22 protein-coding genes are annotated in these 17654 nt (G+C 52.8%); 4 read left to right on the forward strand and 18 right to left on the reverse strand.

Features of this window, described 5'->3' with window-relative positions:
- The first annotated feature begins 21 nt into the window (after nucleotides 1–21).
- Together ACT3TR_RS00285 and ACT3TR_RS00290 are read left to right on the forward strand one after the other, a co-directional pair.
- The gene (locus tag ACT3TR_RS00285; protein ID WP_096280705.1) at nucleotides 22–612 is read left to right on the forward strand and encodes a phosphoheptose isomerase; all 591 of its coding nucleotides are present in this window, start codon (nucleotides 22–24) and stop codon (nucleotides 610–612) included.
- 95 nt (nucleotides 613–707) lie between these two features.
- Entirely contained in the window at nucleotides 708–1280 is a 573-nt protein-coding gene (locus tag ACT3TR_RS00290; protein ID WP_444625851.1) for a BON domain-containing protein, read from the forward strand.
- A gap of 70 nt (nucleotides 1281–1350) precedes the next feature.
- Here ACT3TR_RS00290 and ACT3TR_RS00295 read toward each other — a convergent pair whose 3' ends face one another.
- From ACT3TR_RS00295 to zapE, 8 genes are all read right to left on the reverse strand, one after another.
- Nucleotides 1351–1878 (reverse strand): ClpXP protease specificity-enhancing factor, encoded by a 528-nt coding sequence (locus tag ACT3TR_RS00295; protein WP_441684064.1) that lies wholly within the window; start codon nucleotides 1876–1878, stop codon nucleotides 1351–1353.
- Nucleotides 1879–1942: 64 nt separating this feature from the next.
- Entirely contained in the window at nucleotides 1943–2569 is a 627-nt protein-coding gene (gene sspA, locus ACT3TR_RS00300) for a stringent starvation protein SspA (protein ID WP_441684062.1), read from the reverse strand.
- A gap of 151 nt (nucleotides 2570–2720) precedes the next feature.
- Nucleotides 2721–3476, reverse strand: coding sequence for a cytochrome c1 (locus ACT3TR_RS00305; RefSeq protein ID WP_444625852.1), 756 nt, complete (start codon nucleotides 3474–3476; stop codon nucleotides 2721–2723).
- The gene (locus ACT3TR_RS00310; RefSeq protein WP_444625853.1) at nucleotides 3476–4735 is read right to left on the reverse strand and encodes a cytochrome b; all 1260 of its coding nucleotides are present in this window, start codon (nucleotides 4733–4735) and stop codon (nucleotides 3476–3478) included. Before ACT3TR_RS00310 ends, ACT3TR_RS00305 begins: the two co-directional genes overlap by 1 nt.
- Entirely contained in the window at nucleotides 4735–5331 is a 597-nt protein-coding gene (gene petA, locus ACT3TR_RS00315; protein ID WP_444625854.1) for a ubiquinol-cytochrome c reductase iron-sulfur subunit, read from the reverse strand. Before petA ends, ACT3TR_RS00310 begins: the two co-directional genes overlap by 1 nt.
- A gap of 164 nt (nucleotides 5332–5495) precedes the next feature.
- Nucleotides 5496–5885, reverse strand: a complete 390-nt coding sequence (rpsI, locus tag ACT3TR_RS00320; RefSeq protein ID WP_096280725.1) for a 30S ribosomal protein S9 — start codon at nucleotides 5883–5885, stop codon at nucleotides 5496–5498.
- Between the two features lie 13 nt (nucleotides 5886–5898).
- Nucleotides 5899–6327, reverse strand: a complete 429-nt coding sequence (gene rplM, locus ACT3TR_RS00325; RefSeq protein ID WP_096280728.1) for a 50S ribosomal protein L13 — start codon at nucleotides 6325–6327, stop codon at nucleotides 5899–5901.
- A 183-nt stretch (nucleotides 6328–6510) separates the two neighbouring features.
- On the reverse strand, nucleotides 6511–7698 hold the full coding sequence (zapE, locus tag ACT3TR_RS00330) for a cell division protein ZapE (RefSeq protein ID WP_444625855.1): 1188 nt from the start codon (nucleotides 7696–7698) through the stop codon (nucleotides 6511–6513).
- Between the two features lie 204 nt (nucleotides 7699–7902).
- On the opposite strand from zapE, the gene ACT3TR_RS00335 reads away from it, so the two are divergent.
- Nucleotides 7903–8355: a YhcB family protein gene (locus ACT3TR_RS00335; RefSeq protein WP_441684054.1), complete on the forward strand. Its 453-nt coding sequence runs from the start codon at nucleotides 7903–7905 to the stop codon at nucleotides 8353–8355.
- A gap of 89 nt (nucleotides 8356–8444) precedes the next feature.
- On the opposite strand, the gene ACT3TR_RS00340 is transcribed toward ACT3TR_RS00335, so the two are convergent.
- Nucleotides 8445–9206, reverse strand: coding sequence for a Nif3-like dinuclear metal center hexameric protein (locus ACT3TR_RS00340; protein ID WP_444625856.1), 762 nt, complete (start codon nucleotides 9204–9206; stop codon nucleotides 8445–8447).
- A gap of 131 nt (nucleotides 9207–9337) precedes the next feature.
- Between ACT3TR_RS00340 and ACT3TR_RS00345 the strand changes: the two genes are divergently transcribed.
- Nucleotides 9338–10594 (forward strand): Do family serine endopeptidase, encoded by a 1257-nt coding sequence (locus tag ACT3TR_RS00345; RefSeq protein WP_441684050.1) that lies wholly within the window; start codon nucleotides 9338–9340, stop codon nucleotides 10592–10594.
- 63 nt (nucleotides 10595–10657) lie between these two features.
- Here ACT3TR_RS00345 and hisD read toward each other — a convergent pair whose 3' ends face one another.
- From hisD to ACT3TR_RS00390, 9 genes are all read right to left on the reverse strand, one after another.
- Nucleotides 10658–11986, reverse strand: coding sequence for a histidinol dehydrogenase (hisD, locus tag ACT3TR_RS00350; protein ID WP_444625857.1), 1329 nt, complete (start codon nucleotides 11984–11986; stop codon nucleotides 10658–10660).
- A gap of 13 nt (nucleotides 11987–11999) precedes the next feature.
- Entirely contained in the window at nucleotides 12000–12653 is a 654-nt protein-coding gene (gene hisG / locus ACT3TR_RS00355) for an ATP phosphoribosyltransferase (protein WP_096280745.1), read from the reverse strand.
- A gap of 18 nt (nucleotides 12654–12671) precedes the next feature.
- Entirely contained in the window at nucleotides 12672–13934 is a 1263-nt protein-coding gene (gene murA, locus ACT3TR_RS00360; RefSeq protein WP_444625858.1) for a UDP-N-acetylglucosamine 1-carboxyvinyltransferase, read from the reverse strand.
- A 10-nt stretch (nucleotides 13935–13944) separates the two neighbouring features.
- Nucleotides 13945–14196, reverse strand: coding sequence for a BolA family protein (locus ACT3TR_RS00365; protein WP_096280750.1), 252 nt, complete (start codon nucleotides 14194–14196; stop codon nucleotides 13945–13947).
- A gap of 93 nt (nucleotides 14197–14289) precedes the next feature.
- Nucleotides 14290–14628 carry an STAS domain-containing protein gene (locus tag ACT3TR_RS00370; protein WP_441684045.1) on the reverse strand — a complete coding sequence of 113 codons (339 nt, stop codon included), beginning with the start codon at nucleotides 14626–14628 and terminating at the stop codon, nucleotides 14290–14292.
- The gene (locus tag ACT3TR_RS00375) at nucleotides 14625–15284 is read right to left on the reverse strand and encodes an MlaC/ttg2D family ABC transporter substrate-binding protein (protein WP_096280757.1); all 660 of its coding nucleotides are present in this window, start codon (nucleotides 15282–15284) and stop codon (nucleotides 14625–14627) included. Before ACT3TR_RS00375 ends, ACT3TR_RS00370 begins: the two co-directional genes overlap by 4 nt.
- 57 nt (nucleotides 15285–15341) lie before the next feature.
- Nucleotides 15342–15806 (reverse strand): outer membrane lipid asymmetry maintenance protein MlaD, encoded by a 465-nt coding sequence (mlaD, locus tag ACT3TR_RS00380; RefSeq protein ID WP_096280760.1) that lies wholly within the window; start codon nucleotides 15804–15806, stop codon nucleotides 15342–15344.
- 16 nt (nucleotides 15807–15822) lie between these two features.
- Complete coding sequence (mlaE, locus tag ACT3TR_RS00385; RefSeq protein ID WP_096280762.1) at nucleotides 15823–16623, reverse strand: lipid asymmetry maintenance ABC transporter permease subunit MlaE; 801 nt, start codon at nucleotides 16621–16623, stop codon at nucleotides 15823–15825.
- Between the two features lie 24 nt (nucleotides 16624–16647).
- Nucleotides 16648–17463, reverse strand: coding sequence for an ATP-binding cassette domain-containing protein (locus ACT3TR_RS00390; protein ID WP_444625859.1), 816 nt, complete (start codon nucleotides 17461–17463; stop codon nucleotides 16648–16650).
- Nucleotides 17464–17654 lie beyond the last annotated feature (191 nt).

Raw genomic sequence — 17654 nt, forward strand, 5'->3', positions numbered from 1 at the left:
CTATCTAACCAGGAAGCCCTGATGGACTTTCAGACTCGTATACTTGGCCATTTTAACGACAGCATTGACACCAAAACCTACGCCAGCGAAGTACTTCCACCGTTTATTGAAGTGGCGAGCCAAATGATGGTGCAGTGTCTGGTCAGCGAAGGAAAAATTCTTTCTTGCGGCAATGGCGGTAGCGCAGGAGACAGCCAGCACTTCTCATCTGAGCTACTCAATCGCTTCGAGCGAGAGCGCCCTAGCCTGCCTGCATTGGCGCTCACCACCGACACATCTACGCTTACGTCGATTGCGAATGACTACAGCTATAACGAAGTCTTTTCCAAGCAGATCCGCGCGCTCGGACAGCCTGGCGATGTACTATTGGCCATTTCCACCAGCGGCAATTCCGGCAACATTGTACAAGCCATCCAAGCCGCCCATGACCGCGATATGACCGTGGTTGCGCTAACCGGGCGTGACGGTGGCGACATGGCTTCACTGCTAGGGCAAGATGACTGCGAGATTCGCGTACCCGCCACCTCTACGGCTCGCATTCAGGAAGTTCATCTACTGGTTATTCACTGCCTATGCGACCTCATTGATGAACAGCTGTTTGGCAGCGCCTAAACGCCTATTGGCTTCGAATTTTTTATCCGTATTTTTCTTACCAACATGTTTCATATATAACTATGCGTAAACCACTTGCCTCATGGAGCTATACGATGACCCAGCGCCTCTCTCCCCGCAGCTTAATGGCGGCCACCCTTTGCGCAGTATTGCTGCTCAGCGGCTGCGCCAATAACTCCGCGTCCAATCAATCTAACTACTCCCAGCGTAGTAACGATGTTGAAGCCGTTGATGCCACAATCGAGCGCGAAATTCAGCGCGCGCTAGAACGAGCCGATGCGCGCCTGGGCGATGCGCGTATACGGGCTAATAGCTTTAATGGCGCTGTCTTACTGGTTGGTCAAGTACCAAGCGAAGAGCTTCGCGACATGGCCGGCGAAGTGACCGGCAATTTGCGAGGCGTTGATGAAGTACATAACGAGCTGACCGTTGCGGCACGCCTTCCCGCCAGCCAACGGCTGACCGATACGTGGCTTACCACTAATGTCGTCAGCCATTTAGCGACCAATGATCATATCGACTCTGGAAAAATAAAAGTGACCACCGAAAACGCTAGCGTCTACCTGATGGGGATTGTTACGCGTGAAGAGTCAGACCGTATCGTCAACGCCGCTTCCGCCGTGGGCGGCGTGCAGCGCATTGTTAAGGTGTTTGAATACATCGATTAACTGCGCCGCCATTAAAAAGCCTCGCTCTTATCTAAGAGCGAGGCTTTTTTATTGCGCAATGCAGGGCTGATTACTTAACGACCCTTAGCGTTGGCTTTTTCTTCGGCTTAGCATCGTCACCCGATGCTTTTGAAGAAGCCTTGGAATTACCGCCTCCCTCAGAAACCGGTGCGGTTATCGAAAGTTCTGGCTTGACTGAAGGCTCACGCTTAACTGAGGGCTCTGGCGAATCAGAAGCGCTGGCATCATCCTCAATATCACCAAAGGACTCGGCCCCATCTTCAAGTTCGGGCTCATGACCAAACACCATCCCCGCGCCGTTCTCACGGGCGTAAATGGCAATTAATGCCGGCGTAGGAATCATCACCTGCATCGGCTGGCCACCAAAGCGAGCATTAAAACTGATCGCTTCGTTTTCCATGAAAAAATCACGCACCGCCGTCGGCGCCGCGTTTAATACAATCTGGCCATTTTGCACTAGCTGGCGAGGCACCTCGACACCTGGCTGAGTAGCATCCACCACCAAGTAAGGAGTTAACTCATTATCTAACAACCACTCATAAAGCGCTCGGGCGAGATAGGGGCGACTCGACTTCATCTAGACTCCCTCCTCCAACAGTAAGGCTCCCCGCCTTTACTCAAAACAAGGGAGCCGAATGAATTCAAGCGCGCATCTCTTTTTCACGCTCACTTAAAGATGCCTTAAACGCTTCACGCTCAAATACTCGCGACATATACCCCAACAGCGGCTTAACCTGCTTTTCGGGCAGGTCAATATTGAGATCAGGCAAACGCCATAGAACCGGTGCTAAACAGCAATCCACCAGCGTAAACTCTTCACTCATGAAGTAAGGCATGTCTTCAAAGATCGGCGAGATACCAATAAGGCTCTCGCGTAGTTCTTTACGTGCCTTATCCGCTTCTTTTTTTCCACCGCTGCGAATTTGGTCGACCATTGGGCACCACTCGCGCTCAATGCGGTGCATCCATAGGCGGCTTTGTGCACGCGCCACAGGATAAACAGGCAATAGCGGAGGATGTGGGAAACGCTCATCCAAGTACTCCATCATGACTTTGGATTCATAAAGCACCAGGTCACGATCCAATAGCGTCGGTACGCTATTGTACGGATTGAGGTCTGCCAGCTCTTCCGGTGGTTTTTCGTCGAGTACATCGACGATATCAACGGCAACCCCCTTCTCGGCCAACACAATGCGCACACGATGACTGAAATGATCATCACTACCCGAGTAAAAGATCATCGACGACCGCTTGGCCACAACACCCATGAAAGCATCCTCGCATCAAAACAATCTTGGATAATAACACGCCAGCACTCCCTTAGGGGAAGCTAGCTTGCTTTGCTTTTGTTGCCATGCTGACAGTCAAAAAGGCGCGCGACCTTTGTCGCGCATCCCATTGCCCGCCAGAACCGGCGAATTAGTGAATGTCTCGCCAATACTCGCGCTTGAGCAGGTAAGCCATCACCCCAAAAATGAAAATAAAGATCAGCACTTTAGGCGCCAATGCCTGAGCCTTAAGCCTGGAAGGCTCACCAACATAAGCGAGAAAATTAGTTAAATCATAAACCGCCTTCTGAAACTCAGCGGGTGCCAGCTCACCTGGCTCCGTTACTTTCAGCCCCTCGCAGGGTTGGCTTTGAGCCGACAACGCATTCGCGTCTCGGCCATCTTCTTCAGCGCAGACCAGCGTCTGCACACCTTGCAAAGGCTCCAGCACATTAGGCATGGCCACTAAATCGGATAGCGTATTGTTAACACCCGTCGGTCGACTAGAGTCTTGATAGAAACCAAGTAAAAAAGCGTAAATCCAATCAGGACTGCGTAGGCGCGCCTGCAGGGTCAAGTCTGGCGGCACAGCACTAAACCACCCCTTGGCATCTTCACTTTCAAGCGCTATAAGCATTTGATCGTTATAGGCTAATTCAGACGAAAAAATTAGATTTGCCTCGACCAAGTCCTGCGGGATCCCTAAATCATCAGCCGCACGAGAAAAACGCTGATATTCTAGCGAATGACAGCCCATGCAATAGTTCACATAGAGCTTCATGCCATTTTGCAGCGACGCTTGATCGTGAAGATCCGGCTCCATCGAATGGGCCGCGCCAGCACTAGCTGCTGCCAACATGGCGGTAAAACACCCAACGACTAACACTCTCAATCGACGCTTTCTCATTAGCCGCTCACCCTGTCAGGAAGCGGCTTTGTCTTCTCAAGCTTGGTATAAATCGGCATTAACAGGAAGAAAGCAAAATAAACAAAGGTACACACCTGCGCCAACATGGTTCGTCCCGCGGTTGGCGGCAGAACACCTAAAACCCCTAAGAGCACAAAACTAACAACGAACAAAAGCAGCATCGCTTTGGACATCCATCCCTTATAGCGCATAGACCGCACCGGGCTGCGATCAAGCCAAGGCAAAACGAAAAGCACCGCAATGGCCCCTCCCATAAACACAATGCCCAAGAACTTAGCCTCTAAGCCAAACACTGAGAAGGTGATCGCACGCAGAATGGCGTAAAAGGGCGTGAAGTACCAAACGGGCGCAATATGATCAGGCGTTTGCAGAGGATTGGCGGGCTCAAAGTTGGAATTTTCAATAAAATATCCGCCGCCTTCCGGAAAATAAAACACTACCACGCAAAAAACGAACAAGAATATAGCTACGCCAACAAGGTCTTTGACCGTGTAGTAAGGATGAAAAGGTATTCCATCTAACGGCACACCTGCCCCATCTTTGCGCTGCTGGATATCAATACCGTCAGGGTTATTGGAACCCACCTCATGCAGCGCAATAATATGCAGCACTACCAGCGCCAGAATAACGATGGGCAAAGCAATAACATGTAGCGCAAAAAAACGGTTAAGGGTAATACCTGAAATAAGATAGTCACCGCGTATCCACTGAGCTAGATCAGCACCCAACCCCGGAATAGCCGAGAATAGCGAGGTAATGACCTGCGCACCCCAATAAGACATTTGGCCCCATGGCAGCAGATAACCCATAAAGGCCTCGGCCATTAATACGAGATAGATGCTCATGCCAAATATCCACACTAGCTCGCGCGGTGCCTTATAAGAGCCATATAAAAGCCCCCGAAACATATGCAGATAAACAACGATAAAGAAGGCAGAAGCGCCCGTGGTGTGCATATGGCGGATCAACCATCCCCACTCCACGTCGCGCATAATGTATTCGATAGATGCAAAAGCCCCCTCAGCAGAGGGATTAAAACTCATCGCCAGCCAAATGCCTGTCAGGATTTGGTTAACCAAAACCAGCAGTGCCAATGAACCAAAACAGTACCAAAAGTTAAAATTCTTCGGTGCGTAGTAGCGGGAAAGGTGCTTTTGCCACATTTGTGTGGCAGGGAAGCGGTCATCTATCCAGCGCATGGCCCCTTTTTCAGCCTTAGCCTTATTGGGTTTTTCCATCAGGCCTCCTCATCTTCGCCAATGACAATAATGTCATTGCTTGCAAAGCGATAAGACGGCACCTCAAGATTGGTTGGCGCAGGAACGTTACTGAACACGCGGCCCGCCAAATCAAAGCGCGAGGCGTGGCAAGGACAAAAGAAGCCGCCCGGCCAGTTATCAACACCCACACCGGCGGCATCTGGCTCTGGCCGAAAAAGCGGTGAACACCCCAAGTGAGTACAAATACCCACAAGCACGCCAATTTCTGGCTTGATAGAACGCAAACCACCGGCAATATAGGCTGGCTGCTGCGGGACATTGGAATCTGGGTCTGCCAAGCTCGCCACATCTATTGCCTGCGTTCGCGCAATCATTTCGGGCGTGCGGTTAATAATCCACACAGGACGGCCGCGCCACTCAACGGTCACTCTCTGCCCTGGCTCAAGACGCGAGATATCTGCCCGAACGGGAGCACCGGCCGCCTTGGCTCGGGCACTAGGCTGCCAAGAAGCCACAAAGGGAACCGCCACCCCGACAGCCCCCACCGCCCCGACAACGGAGGTGGCCACCACGAGGAAACGGCGTCGGCTTTTGTTAATGCCGCTATCTGCCATTTCAGATCCCTCCCCCTAGCCTACTCGCTATGCTGAAAAGCCTTGCGGTGAATAATAATGACCGACCGTACACGACGATGACAATTCGGACAGCCTATCTTTTTGAGATTCCAATAAAAAACGCCCAGGTCGATGACCTGGGCGTTTTGCAGCGCTGGTTAAAATTAGCGCTTGGAGAACTGCGGACGACGACGTGCTTTGCGTAGACCAACCTTCTTACGCTCAACTTGACGTGCGTCACGCGTTACGTAGCCAGCGGCACGTAGCGAAGGACGAAGGTCTTCGTTGTAGTTCATCAGGGCGCGAGTAATGCCGTGACGAATGGCGCCAGCTTGAGAAGAGCCACCGCCACCAGCGACAGTCACAAAGATGTCAAACTGGCTTACCGTTTCAGTCAACTCAAGCGGCTGACGAACAACCATACGACCCGTTACACGACCAAAATAAAGGTCAAGGTCTTGATTGTTGACGGTAATTTTACCAGAGCCCGGCTTCATAAACACGCGAGCGGTGGAAGTCTTGCGGCGCCCGGTACCGTAATACTGCTGTGTCATGGCGAAGATTTCCTCAGATGTTCAGTTCAAGCGGCTGTTGGGCAGCATGCGGATGCTCAGCACCGGCGTACACTTTCAATTTAGTGTACATGGCGCGGCCCAAAGGACCTTTCGGCAACATGCCTTTAACGGCAGACTCGATGATGCGCTCAGGGGCATGATCAAGCATTTTGTCGAATGTCATAGAGCGCAGACCGCCCGGGTAACCAGTGTGGCGATAGTAGGTTTTAGCCTTCGCCTTGTTACCGGTCACGTGGACTTTCTCTGCGTTGATCACGACAATGTAGTCGCCAGTATCAACGTGAGGGGTAAATTCGGGCTTATGCTTGCCACGTAAGCGGCGAGCAATCTCGGTTGCCAGACGACCGAGCGTTTTGTCCTTAGCGTCGACAACATACCAGTCGCGCTGGACGGACTCAGGCTTAGCACTGAACGTCTTCATGGATGAAATCACCAGATTAAATGTATTGGGCGACTCACACCGCTTACACGGCGAAGCACCATCCCTATTTTTCTTGGTTGCTTGCATTGCAAATTGCAAGCAACGTGTAGCGAGGCGGCATTCTACAGCAAGGACCGAGACAAGTTAAGCCGCATCACCACTTTTTTACACTATCGGCAATGCCTAGGGTTTATGTGCTAACGCCAGATACTCCTGCGACTGCATTTCTTGTAGGCGTGAGAGAGTACGCTGGAACTCAAATGTCAGCTTTCCACCGCTATACAGCTGCTCGACGGACACCTCTGCCGACATCAGTAGCTTGACGCCGCGATCATAAAACTCATCGACCATATTGACAAAACGGCGCGCCTGATCATCCGTTTTGGCATCCATACGCACAACGTTAGACACCAGTACGGTATGAAACTCTCGCGCCAGCTCAATGTAGTCATTCTGGCTGCGCGGGCCATCACATAGCTCTAAAAACTCAAACCAAGCAATATCTTCATGCAGTCGGCGCGCTTTTAGCACGCGACCATTTATCTCTAACGAGGCGTCTGACTCGCCCTCATGCCCTGCTATCTCTCTGAAGCTTCGCGACAGCTCACGCTCAGCCAAATCATCCAGCGGCGAGTAAAAAATGGCGGCACGCTCTAGCGCTCGCAACCGGTAGTCCACGCCAGAGTCCACATTCACCACGTCACAATGACGATTAACAAGTTCGATAGCCGGTAGGAAACGCGCCCGCTGCAGTCCTTCTTTGTACAAATCGTCAGGCACGATATTAGAGGTCGCGACCAACACCACACCTCGTTCAAAGAGCGCTTCCAGCAGGTTGGAAAGAATCATTGCGTCGGTAATATCTTTGACAAAAAACTCATCAAAGCAGATCACTCGATACTCGGTCGCAAACTTTCCAGCAATCAGTGTTAAGGGGTTTTTTTCGCCTTTATAGTGCGTCAGCTCATTGTGAACGCGCTGCATAAAGCGATGAAAGTGAGTGCGCATTTTGTCGGAAAAAGGCAGCGCCTCATAAAATGTATCGACTAAGTAGGTCTTTCCACGCCCTACACCGCCCCAAAAGTAGAGCCCTTTCACCTGAGGCAACATGGGCTCACGCGAAGAAGAAGACTTCTTTCCCATCAGCCCCGCCATTTTGGCTTTAAGCCCCTTGTGGGCAACCAACGCCTTGGGCATGGTTGTTGGCGCCGCGACAAGCTCATCGTAAAGTCGCTGCAAGTGCTTTACCGCTAACTCTTGCGCTGCATCATATTGAAAATCATCGCGTTCTAAGTCCGCGCGATAGCGCTCTATAGGCGTCGCAGGACGCGCTTTTGGCACAGACCTACCCGCAGCAGATGTTGATGACATGCAATCGCCTCCTACAGCGTGCAAAGCGGTAGCCACAATCGTTACTACCCGCCTTAAAAGGCTGCGATTATACCCACTGAGGCACCATAACGCATGAGCGGATTGACCCGACTAGCGGACTGACGCCTATAATGGCAGTCTGTTAGTTCACAACAGCTGGCTAATAACGTCGGCTGTTATATACAAGGCGCCAGGGAGAACACTGTGGACGCAAGCTCACCATTAATCTTTGCTGTTATCGGTCTTATCGTCGGTTTTATTATCGGAATGGGCTGCTATCGCCTATTCAGCAAAAGCCAGCGCGAGACGGCCTCCATGCGCCAGCAGCTACTTGAACGCGAACATCAAATCGCCGAAATGAAGACCAGCGTAGGCAGCCATTTAACCGGCATCTATGAACGTCTCAGCAATATTCGTGATGAAGCTAACCAGCTGGAGCTTCAGCTCAAAGAGGATGCCGAGGAATGGAACATTCGGGATGCCACCATTCAGCACAGCCTTGATCTTTCCGGCATCAATTCAAAGCAGCAACCGTCAGAAGATAACACCACGCCCGCGATGCCGCGTGATTACGCTGACGGCAAAGGTGGCACGCTATCCGAAAATTTCGGCTTAAAAAGCCATGAGGTAGCCACTCCCCAGCCACCACGCTATTAATCGATATAGCAGGCCCCGACAGCCGTCAAAAGCCGTTATTCGCGACTGATGGCTAAAAACGCGCCGGGGCCCATTGATTAGGAAGGCCTCTAGGCAGGATTATCAATATCCACAAACCGGTGTTCGATCGCATACTCATCGGCCAGCCACTCCCCCAGCGCCTGAATACCGTAACGCTCGGTAGCATGATGGCCCGCGGCGATATAATGAATCCCCATTTCGCGCGCAAGATGCGTGGTTCGCTCAGATATCTCACCCGATACAAACACCTGCGCACCGGCTTCACACGCAGAGGCAATCATGTCTTGAGCCCCGCCTGTGCACCAAGCAATACGCTCAATTTCGCCCACTTGCGGCGCTTCAACCACCAGCGGCTCACGCTGCAACGACTGCGTGATTTGTGCAGCTAACGCGTGTATCGAGCTCGGCTGAGTTAAACGCCCAGACCATAAGAGCCCTTCCCCCAGCTCACCATCAATGCACCCCTCAACTTTCCAACCCAGACGCCTAGCCAGCTCGGCGTTATTACCTAACTCTGCATGCGCATCAAGGGGCAAGTGATAAGCGAGTAAATTAATCCCATGATCGAGCAGCGTTTTGATGCGTTTCTGCTTCATACCGGTAATCGCAACAGGCTCGTTTTTCCAAAAGTAGCCGTGATGCACCAGCACCATGTCTGCCTTCCAAGCGACCGCTTCGTCCAGCAGCGTTTGGCAGGCCGTCACGCCCGTCATCACACGCTTAACACAGTCAGTGCCTGCGACCTGCAGCCCATTAATCGTAAAGTCTTTGAATTGGGCCGCGCGCAGCTGATGATCACAGGCTGCCACTAGTTGGTCGCGATATATCATGCTGACTCCTTTCGTTAATGGTTGAATTGCACCCGTGAGGAACTCGCTAAGAAAGTGTTACCATACGGCCATTGTTAAACTCGCTTCTTTTGTCACGATTGGCAAGACTGACTCGTTAAGGAATTTTTTGCATGAGACGCTATGTGCTGCCTTATTTATGGCCAGTCATCACTGGCGTATTGATCGCTTTGCTGATCTTACCGGGGCTCCCAGATCTATTATCGAACCCGTTTCAAAGCCCAGCGCCGCAAGCACCTGCCCCAGCAGTGGTCACGGTACCGGCCGTTGTCGAACCAAGCCCCAATCGCCCCGCTCCCGAGATACACCAAGCAGAACCGATGGCGCGTAACCAAGGACCTTCTAGCTACTCATATGCGGTGGATCAAGCTGCCCCCGCCGTCGTCAACATTTACTCTTCGCGCATTGTAGAGCGCGACCAGCATCCGCTGATGTCTGATCCTTTTTTCCAGCAGTTCTTTGATGACCAGGGCGATGATACGACCACCCATCAGCGCATGCTTTCGAGCCTGGGCTCTGGCGTTATCGTGAGTGACGATGGCTATGTGCTCACTAATCACCATGTCATCAACGGAGCTGATGAGATACAAGTGGCCTTACGCGATGGACGTGAGACGCTAGCTGAAGTGATTGGGACTGATCCTGAAAGCGACCTGGCAGTACTGCGTATTGAGCTAGACGATTTGCCGGTGATTGAGCTGACCGACTCAGCAGACGTGGCGGTTGGTGACGTAGCGCTGGCCATCGGTAACCCGTTCGGCGTGGGCCAAACGGTGACCATGGGCATTATCAGCGCCACTGGGCGTAATCATTTAGGGCTCAATGCCTACGAAGATTTCATACAAACCGATGCCGCCATCAACCCAGGCAACTCGGGGGGGGCTTTAGTCAATCCTGACGGTGCGCTAGTTGGCATCAATACGGCTATTTTCTCGCGCTCAGGCGGCTCACAGGGTATTGGCTTTGCAATCCCTGCCAATCTCGCCCACAGCATACTCGATGAGCTTGTCACTCAAGGGCGCGTCATTCGTGGCTGGCTGGGCATCGAGGCACAGGCACTTTCTCGCGAGCTTGCCGCCTCTTTTGGCCTGCAAACACCGCAGGGCGTTATCGTCGCCGGGGTTGTCAGTGATGGCCCAGCCGCCGAAGCAGGGCTGGAGCCTGGCGACGTACTGCTCGCCGTTGATGGGCAGGCTATCTTGGATGCGCGTACCGCGATGAGTGACATCGCCTCTATTCCACCGGGCACTTCGCTGCCACTGACCATCGTACGTAGCGGCGAGCGTATGGACATGACGCTAGTGGTGGGCGAACGACCGCCGCCGGCTATCCCTATTAACGAAGTCGTGCCGCGCCAACGCGACTCATAATAGTGTCACGTTGGCGTAGCGGATCCGCCCCCAGCACTATTCACAAAGAAAGCTACGAGAAGCTTAATCGCAGATGCGGTATTCAGCGGAGCGTGCGTGAGCCGTTAACGACTCGCCCCTGGCCAATACCGAAGCGATCTTGCCCAGCTCAGATGCTCCAACAGCAGAGCAGTGAATGATGGATGAACGTTTCTGAAAATCATACACGCCTAGTGGAGAAGAGAAACGTGCGGTGCCTGACGTGGGTAGCACGTGATTCGGACCGGCACAGTAATCACCTAAAGCTTCTGCGGTGTAACGCCCCATAAAGATCGCACCGGCGTGACGAATATCGTCTAGCCATGCCTCAGGCGCGGTGACCGATAGCTCTAAATGCTCTGGCGCAACGCGATTGATGATCGTCACGGCCTCTTCGGCATCCTGGCAATGAATGAGGGCACCGCGGTTGCGCAGCGACTCACGCACAATGCCTTCACGCTCTAAACTCGGCAGTAATCGCTCAATTGCAGCCTCGACAGCGTCCAAATGCTCGGCATCCCAACTAATTAATAGCGCCTGAGCATCTTCATCGTGCTCTGCCTGAGAAAACAAATCCATCGCCAGCCAGTCAGGATCAGTTTGCCCATCGGAAACGACCATGATCTCCGATGGACCGGCGATCATATCAATACCCACCTGACCAAACACCGCACGTTTAGCCGTCGCGACGTAAATATTGCCCGGCCCCACAATCTTGTCGACCCGAGGCACGCTTTCAGTACCATAAGCGAGCGCGGCGATCGCCTGCGCACCGCCGATAGTGAATACATAGTCGACACCGGCCAAATGCGCCGCGGCTAGCACCAGCTGGTTTAAGACGCCATCCGGAGTGGGCACTACCATGACTATTTCACGCACCCCTGCCACATGAGCGGGAATGGCATTCATCAGTACCGACGACGGGTAAGCCGCCTTACCGCCTGGAACATAAATACCGGCGCGATCAAGCGGCGTCACTTTTTGCCCTAACACCGTGCCATCAGCTTCTTCATACTGCCAAGAATTCGGCTTCTGACGCTCGTGATAGCGCTTAATTCGCTCTGCTGCCTTCGTCAGCGCATCGCGCTGGCTGCCGGGCAAGTGGTCATACGCGTGCTTCAACTGCTCATGCGTTAACCGCAGCTCGTCCATACAAGTAGCGGAAAGGCGATCAAAACGATTAGTGGCATCGATCACGGCAGCGTCGCCATGCTGCTTAACGCTAGCAAGAATTTCATCAACCCGTGCCTGCACCGCTTTATCGGATACGCCCTCCCAGTCCAGCAAAGCATCAAGACGCTGGTGGAAGTCAGCAGCGCTGGTCGACAGGCGTGATACCGTGGCAGCAGTTTGTTCGCTTGTGAGCTCGTTCATGGATTACCTCAGATCAATCGGCAAGTGCTATCTGGCGCTTTTTGACCGCGCTTTCTAAACGCGCCAAGAGCGGCTGAATACGCTCATGCTTCATTGTCATGGCCGCTTTATTAACCACTAATCGCGTACTGATATGGGCAATGAACTCACGCGGCTCCATCCCGTTCGCCCGCAGAGTATTGCCGGTATCGACGATATCGACAATCTCATCGGCTAGGTTCATCAGGGGCGCAAGCTCCATGGCGCCGTAAAGCTTGATCACCTCAGCCTGAATCCCCTGCTCGGCATAGTAACGGCGAGCTATATTGACAAACTTAGTCGCCACACGACGCCGGGCGCGAGCAGGCAACTGGCCCTTAACCCCAGCCGTCATCAATTTGCAGCGAGCAATATCTAGATCTAGCGGCTCATACAGGCCTTCAGCACCATGTTCAAGCAGCACATCTTTACCTGCGATACCCACGTCCGCAGCGCCTAGCTGAACGTAGGTTGGCACGTCGGTCGCCCGCAGAATTACCAGTTTCACATCGGGCAGATTGGTATCAAATAGCAGCTTGCGGCTTTTGCTTAGATCCTCTGCGGGCGTGATACCCGCATCGGCCAATAGTGGCAGCGTTTCTTCAAGAATACGGCCCTTCGAGAGGGCTAAAATCAGTTGCTTACTCATCGTGTCGGCCCGTCGGTTTTAACCTGGAATACGGCGAATACGCGCACCCAGCAGCTGCATTTTCTCTTCGATACATTCGTAGCCACGATCAATGTGGTAGATCCGATCTACCAGCGTTTCGCCCTCGGCCATCATCGCCGCGATGACTAGTGACGCGGAGGCACGCAGATCGGTGGCCATCACTGGCGCGCCGGAAAGCTTTTCAACCCCTTCAATCAAGGCCGTATTACCTTCCAGTACGATCTTAGCGCCCATTCGATTAAGCTCTTGAACGTGCATGAAGCGATTTTCAAAAATGGTCTCAACCACGCGAGAGTTGCCTACGGCCACCGCATTCATAGCCACAAACTGTGCCTGCATGTCGGTAGGGAAAGCAGGATAAGGCGCCGTGCGAATATTAACGGCCTTGGGGCGCTGACCATGCATATCCAATGCAATCCAGTCATCGCCACTGGTAACCTCGGCACCGGCTTCTTCTAACTTAGCAATAACGGCATCAAGAATGTCTGCACGGGTGCGTTTAACCTTTACCCGCCCACCGGTCATAGCAGCAGCGACCAGGAAAGTACCGGTTTCGATACGATCAGGCATTACATCGTGCTCACAGCCGTGCAGCTTATCGACACCCACAATAGTAATGGTATCAGTACCATGGCCGCTGATTTTAGCGCCCATTTTGATCAAGCACTGCGCCAAATCAACAATTTCAGGCTCGCGGGCAGCGTTTTCGAGAATCGTTTTGCCTTCGGCCAACGTGGCAGCCATCAGCAGGTTTTCGGTGCCGGTTACCGTTACCGTATCGAAATATATAGTGGCGCCCTTCAGGCGGCCATCGACACGCGCACGGATATAGCCTGCTTCAACGCGTATCTCCGCCCCCATGGCTTCTAAGCCACGAATGTGCAAATCCACCGGACGCGAACCAATCGCACAGCCGCCGGGTAGCGATACATCGGCCTTGCCAAAGTGAGCCAGTAAGGGGCCTAAAACGAGGATGGACGCACGCATCTTTTTAACAAGTTCATAAGGCGCGTGGCAGTGAGTAACCTGCGAACCATCCAACTGTATGCTCAGCTTTTCGCCCATCACCGGTTCAACGCCCATACGGCCTAGCAGCTCTAGCGTGGTGGTAATATCTTGAAGATGCGGAAGATTACCAATAATCACGGGGCCATCGGCCAACAGGCTGGCACACAGAATAGGCAGCGCTGCATTTTTAGCGCCGCTTGCCCACACTTCACCGTCTACCGACCCGTTGCCGGTAATGAGTAATTTATCCATAGGAATGCCGTTATTGAACGTTCTCCGACGCAGTTTGCCACTGCGTCGGAGTAAACGTTTTGATGCTAATAGCGTGGAGAGCACCCGAAGCGATTTCGTCGCTGAGCGCAGAGTAAACTAACTGCTGACGTTTGACCGGAGAAAGGCCGTCAAAGGCTTCGCCAACCGCAATCACCTGAAAATTACAGCCTTCACCCTGGATGTGAAACTGGCATCCGTCGATACGGGACTCAAGCAGTGCTTTTACCTCGTTGGGTTGCATGGGGCAGAAAACTCCTTTGGGGTCATCGTGATTAATGAGCGTAAGCGGGTCGACATAATAAAGAAAAGCGGTGCACTTGGCGATGCCGCACTGTTAAACGGCTAGCGCCGTGGACGGGTTCTCAATTAGATCGTCCAACTCAGCCAATGACGCTAGCCGCTTAAGCGGCTCAGACAAATCAATCGCATCAACGCCGATGGCACGCTGCTGGCAAATACGCAGCCATTCAAACAGCACGCTAATAGCAACGCTGCTGGCTTTATCAACGCCGCTAAAATCAAACGTCACGGCGTCTAGCTCAGTGCTTTTCAGCCACTTAACGCCACTGGCGGCCAAATCGGCCGCCAGTGCTACGTTTACGTCGCCTATGACCCTTAGAGTCGTGGTTTCTACGTGAATAGAGACGTCAGTGTGCGAATACAGCACTGTCACGCATCGCCTCCTTGTTCCAACTCTTCAACGCCTACTTCGGGCGACCACCCATTAATGACCGCATCATAATCGCGGTTATTATCACGCATCGCCTGGTCGAACTGATTACGGAATGTTAGGCCCAAATTAATGCCATTGACGATTACATTGACCACACGCCATTCGCCACCTGAAAGTCTCAGGCTATAGCTCACGGGATACACTTGGCCGTTGTTGGCAACTACTTCCATGGCAACACTAGCTTGGTCGTCGTAGCGCTGAGCCTGCTGGGAATCCAGCACTCGCAGCTCGTCATAATCAAAGGTCACCAATCCACGCGTATAGGTGTCAATCAATGTTTGACGAAACACATCGGCAAAGCGGCTACGCTGCTCCGGCGAGGCATTGCGGAAATAGTTACCCATGACGCTGGCACCGATATAGCGAAAGTCAGCTACTTGATCGAGGCTGCTATCCACCAGCGCTTCAAGCTCATTCAAGTTATTGGCGTAGTAGTCTTCTCTACCGTCAAGATCCGCCATTAACGAACTTATATTGTCACGGATCATATCTTCGGGCGATTGAGACTGCGCCAGCGCCTGAAAAGGTAGCGACATTGCAACCAGCATGGTGGCTGCGACAAGCCAACGGCTAACGGCGTTATTTGCTTTTTTCATCACTTTAATCTCCCTGTTCGTTATCCTATGAGAACGGCGTTTAACGTCCTGTTGCCATTAACTACTTGCCATATTGGACACAAATTGTTGAATAAGTTCTTCTAGCACCAGCGCAGACTGGGTGTCACGAATCGAGTCGCCGTCTTCGAGCATGTCAGGATCACCGCCTACACTCAGGCCAATATACTGCTCACCCAGAAGACCTGCGGTTAGGATAGAGGCAATGGAGTCGCTAGACAGCTGGCCTTCAAGCTCGCTATTCAAGCTCAATACCACGCGGGCATCATACCACTGCTGGTCTAGCTCAATGCTTTCTACCCGTCCTACCGTTACGCCTGCCATGGTGACCCGCGCACGCGGCTTTAGCCCGCCGATATTGGCAAAGTTAGCTTCCAACTGAAACGACTGCGAGGGCGCTGAAAGCGTTAGCCCACTGACGCGCAAGCCGAGGAATACCAAGCCCAAAATGCCGGCAATCATAAACAGGCCAACACCAAACTCCATGCTTTTACTACGTCTCATGAAACGACTCCACCCATCAAAGGCCGCCAAACATAACGGCCGTCATCACAAAATCAAGCCCCAGAACTGCAAGCGACGAATACACAACCGTGCGCGTGGTGGCACGTGAGATACCTTCAGAGGTAGGCACCAGATCATATCCTTGAAAGACAGCAATCCACGTCACTACCAGGGCAAAGACCAAGCTTTTGATCACGCCATTGCCAACATCGTTAACGAAGGCGACGTTAGCCTGCATATTGCTCCAATAGGAGCCTTCAAACACGCCTAGCCACTCAACGCCGACTAAATAACCACCCCAAATACCCACCACGCTAAACCCGACGGTCAGAATAGGCAGTGACACGAACCCCGCCCACAGCCGTGGCGCCACGACTCTGCGCAATGGATCAACGCCAATCATCTCCATGCTGGTTAACTGCTCAGTGGCTTTCATTAATCCAATTTCTGCGGTCAACGCAGAGCCGGCGCGGCCAGCAAACAACAGCGCGGCCACCACCGGCGCGAGCTCACGCAGCAGAGACAGCGCCACCATTTGACCCAGCGCTTGCTCAGCGCCAAAATCGACCAAAATGGTGTACCCCTGCAGCGCCAGCACCATGCCGATAAACAACCCTGACACCAGCACAATAGCCAACGAGAGTACGCCAACAAAGTGCATTTGATGCACCCATAACCGCCACCCCTCCCGAGAGGGAACGCCGACTGCCGACTGGGCAAGAAACACGCCAGCGCGGCCTAAGGCTTCCATTAAATCGCACCCTTTGCGCCCCAGACGGGTAATACGCGCGGTGCCGTTTGAGAATTTTGACTGCATTGACCCTGCCTTTGTACATTTTGCCTATTGTAGTAGCGCGGCTTGCCCCAGAATATCGCGATAAAACGCCTCAGCGGGGTAGTGAAACGGCACGGGACCGTCGGGCTCGCCATGAACAAATTGACTAACCCGTGGATCCTGGTTGATATCCAGCGTTTGCGGCGTGCCATGCGCCACTACCTGCCCATCAGCGATCAAATAGAGGTAGTCCGCAATACTCAAGGTTTCTTTAATATCGTGCGAGACCACGACAGAGGTCAGCTGTAGCGCTTGACTGAGGCGCTTAATCAGCTGAACCAAAACGCCCATTGAAATAGGGTCCTGACCAACGAAAGGCTCATCGTACAAAACCAGCTCGGGGTCTAGTGCTACGGCTCGCGCCAAGGCGACTCGCCGCGCCATTCCGCCTGAAAGCTCTGCGGGAGTTAATTCACGCGCTCCACGCAAACCTACCGCCTGCAGCTTCAGCAGCACCAGATCACGCACCATCGTGTCGGGCAAGTCGGTGTGCACGCGCAGCGGAAAGGCGACATTTTCAAACACGTCTAAATCTGAAAATAACGCACCACTTTGAAACAGCATACCCATGCGTTTACGTAGCGTGAACAGCGCTTTGCGTGAGAGGCGATGAACGTCCTGACCATCAATTAAGACTCGTCCTCGGTCCGGCGCCAACTGGCCACCTATGAGCTTAAGCAGCGTTGTCTTGCCGGTGCCACTGGGCCCCATGATAGCAGTGACTTTACCCCGCGGAATCGTCATATTGACGCCACGAAAAATCTCGTGATCGCCACGAGAAAAATAAAGATCTTCAATTTCTATGAAGGGTGTCTCTGTCATAGCTCAGTTGACTCTTAGCGCGACGCGGCTAGGGCTAACTATTATACGCCACTTGCCGCTGCCGCATTTAAAAAAACAGCGTTCTAATACATTATCGAACAACGTACTATAACTCTACTAAGCGCTATCACGCTAACCGATGTTGCGATTATTAAGCACAGCATATCTCAGCACATCTGCCCCAATAGCAG

The organism is Halomonas sp. AOP12-B1-6 (assembly GCF_052379225.1).
GTDB classification, from domain to species: Bacteria; Pseudomonadota; Gammaproteobacteria; order Pseudomonadales; family Halomonadaceae; genus Vreelandella; species Vreelandella casei.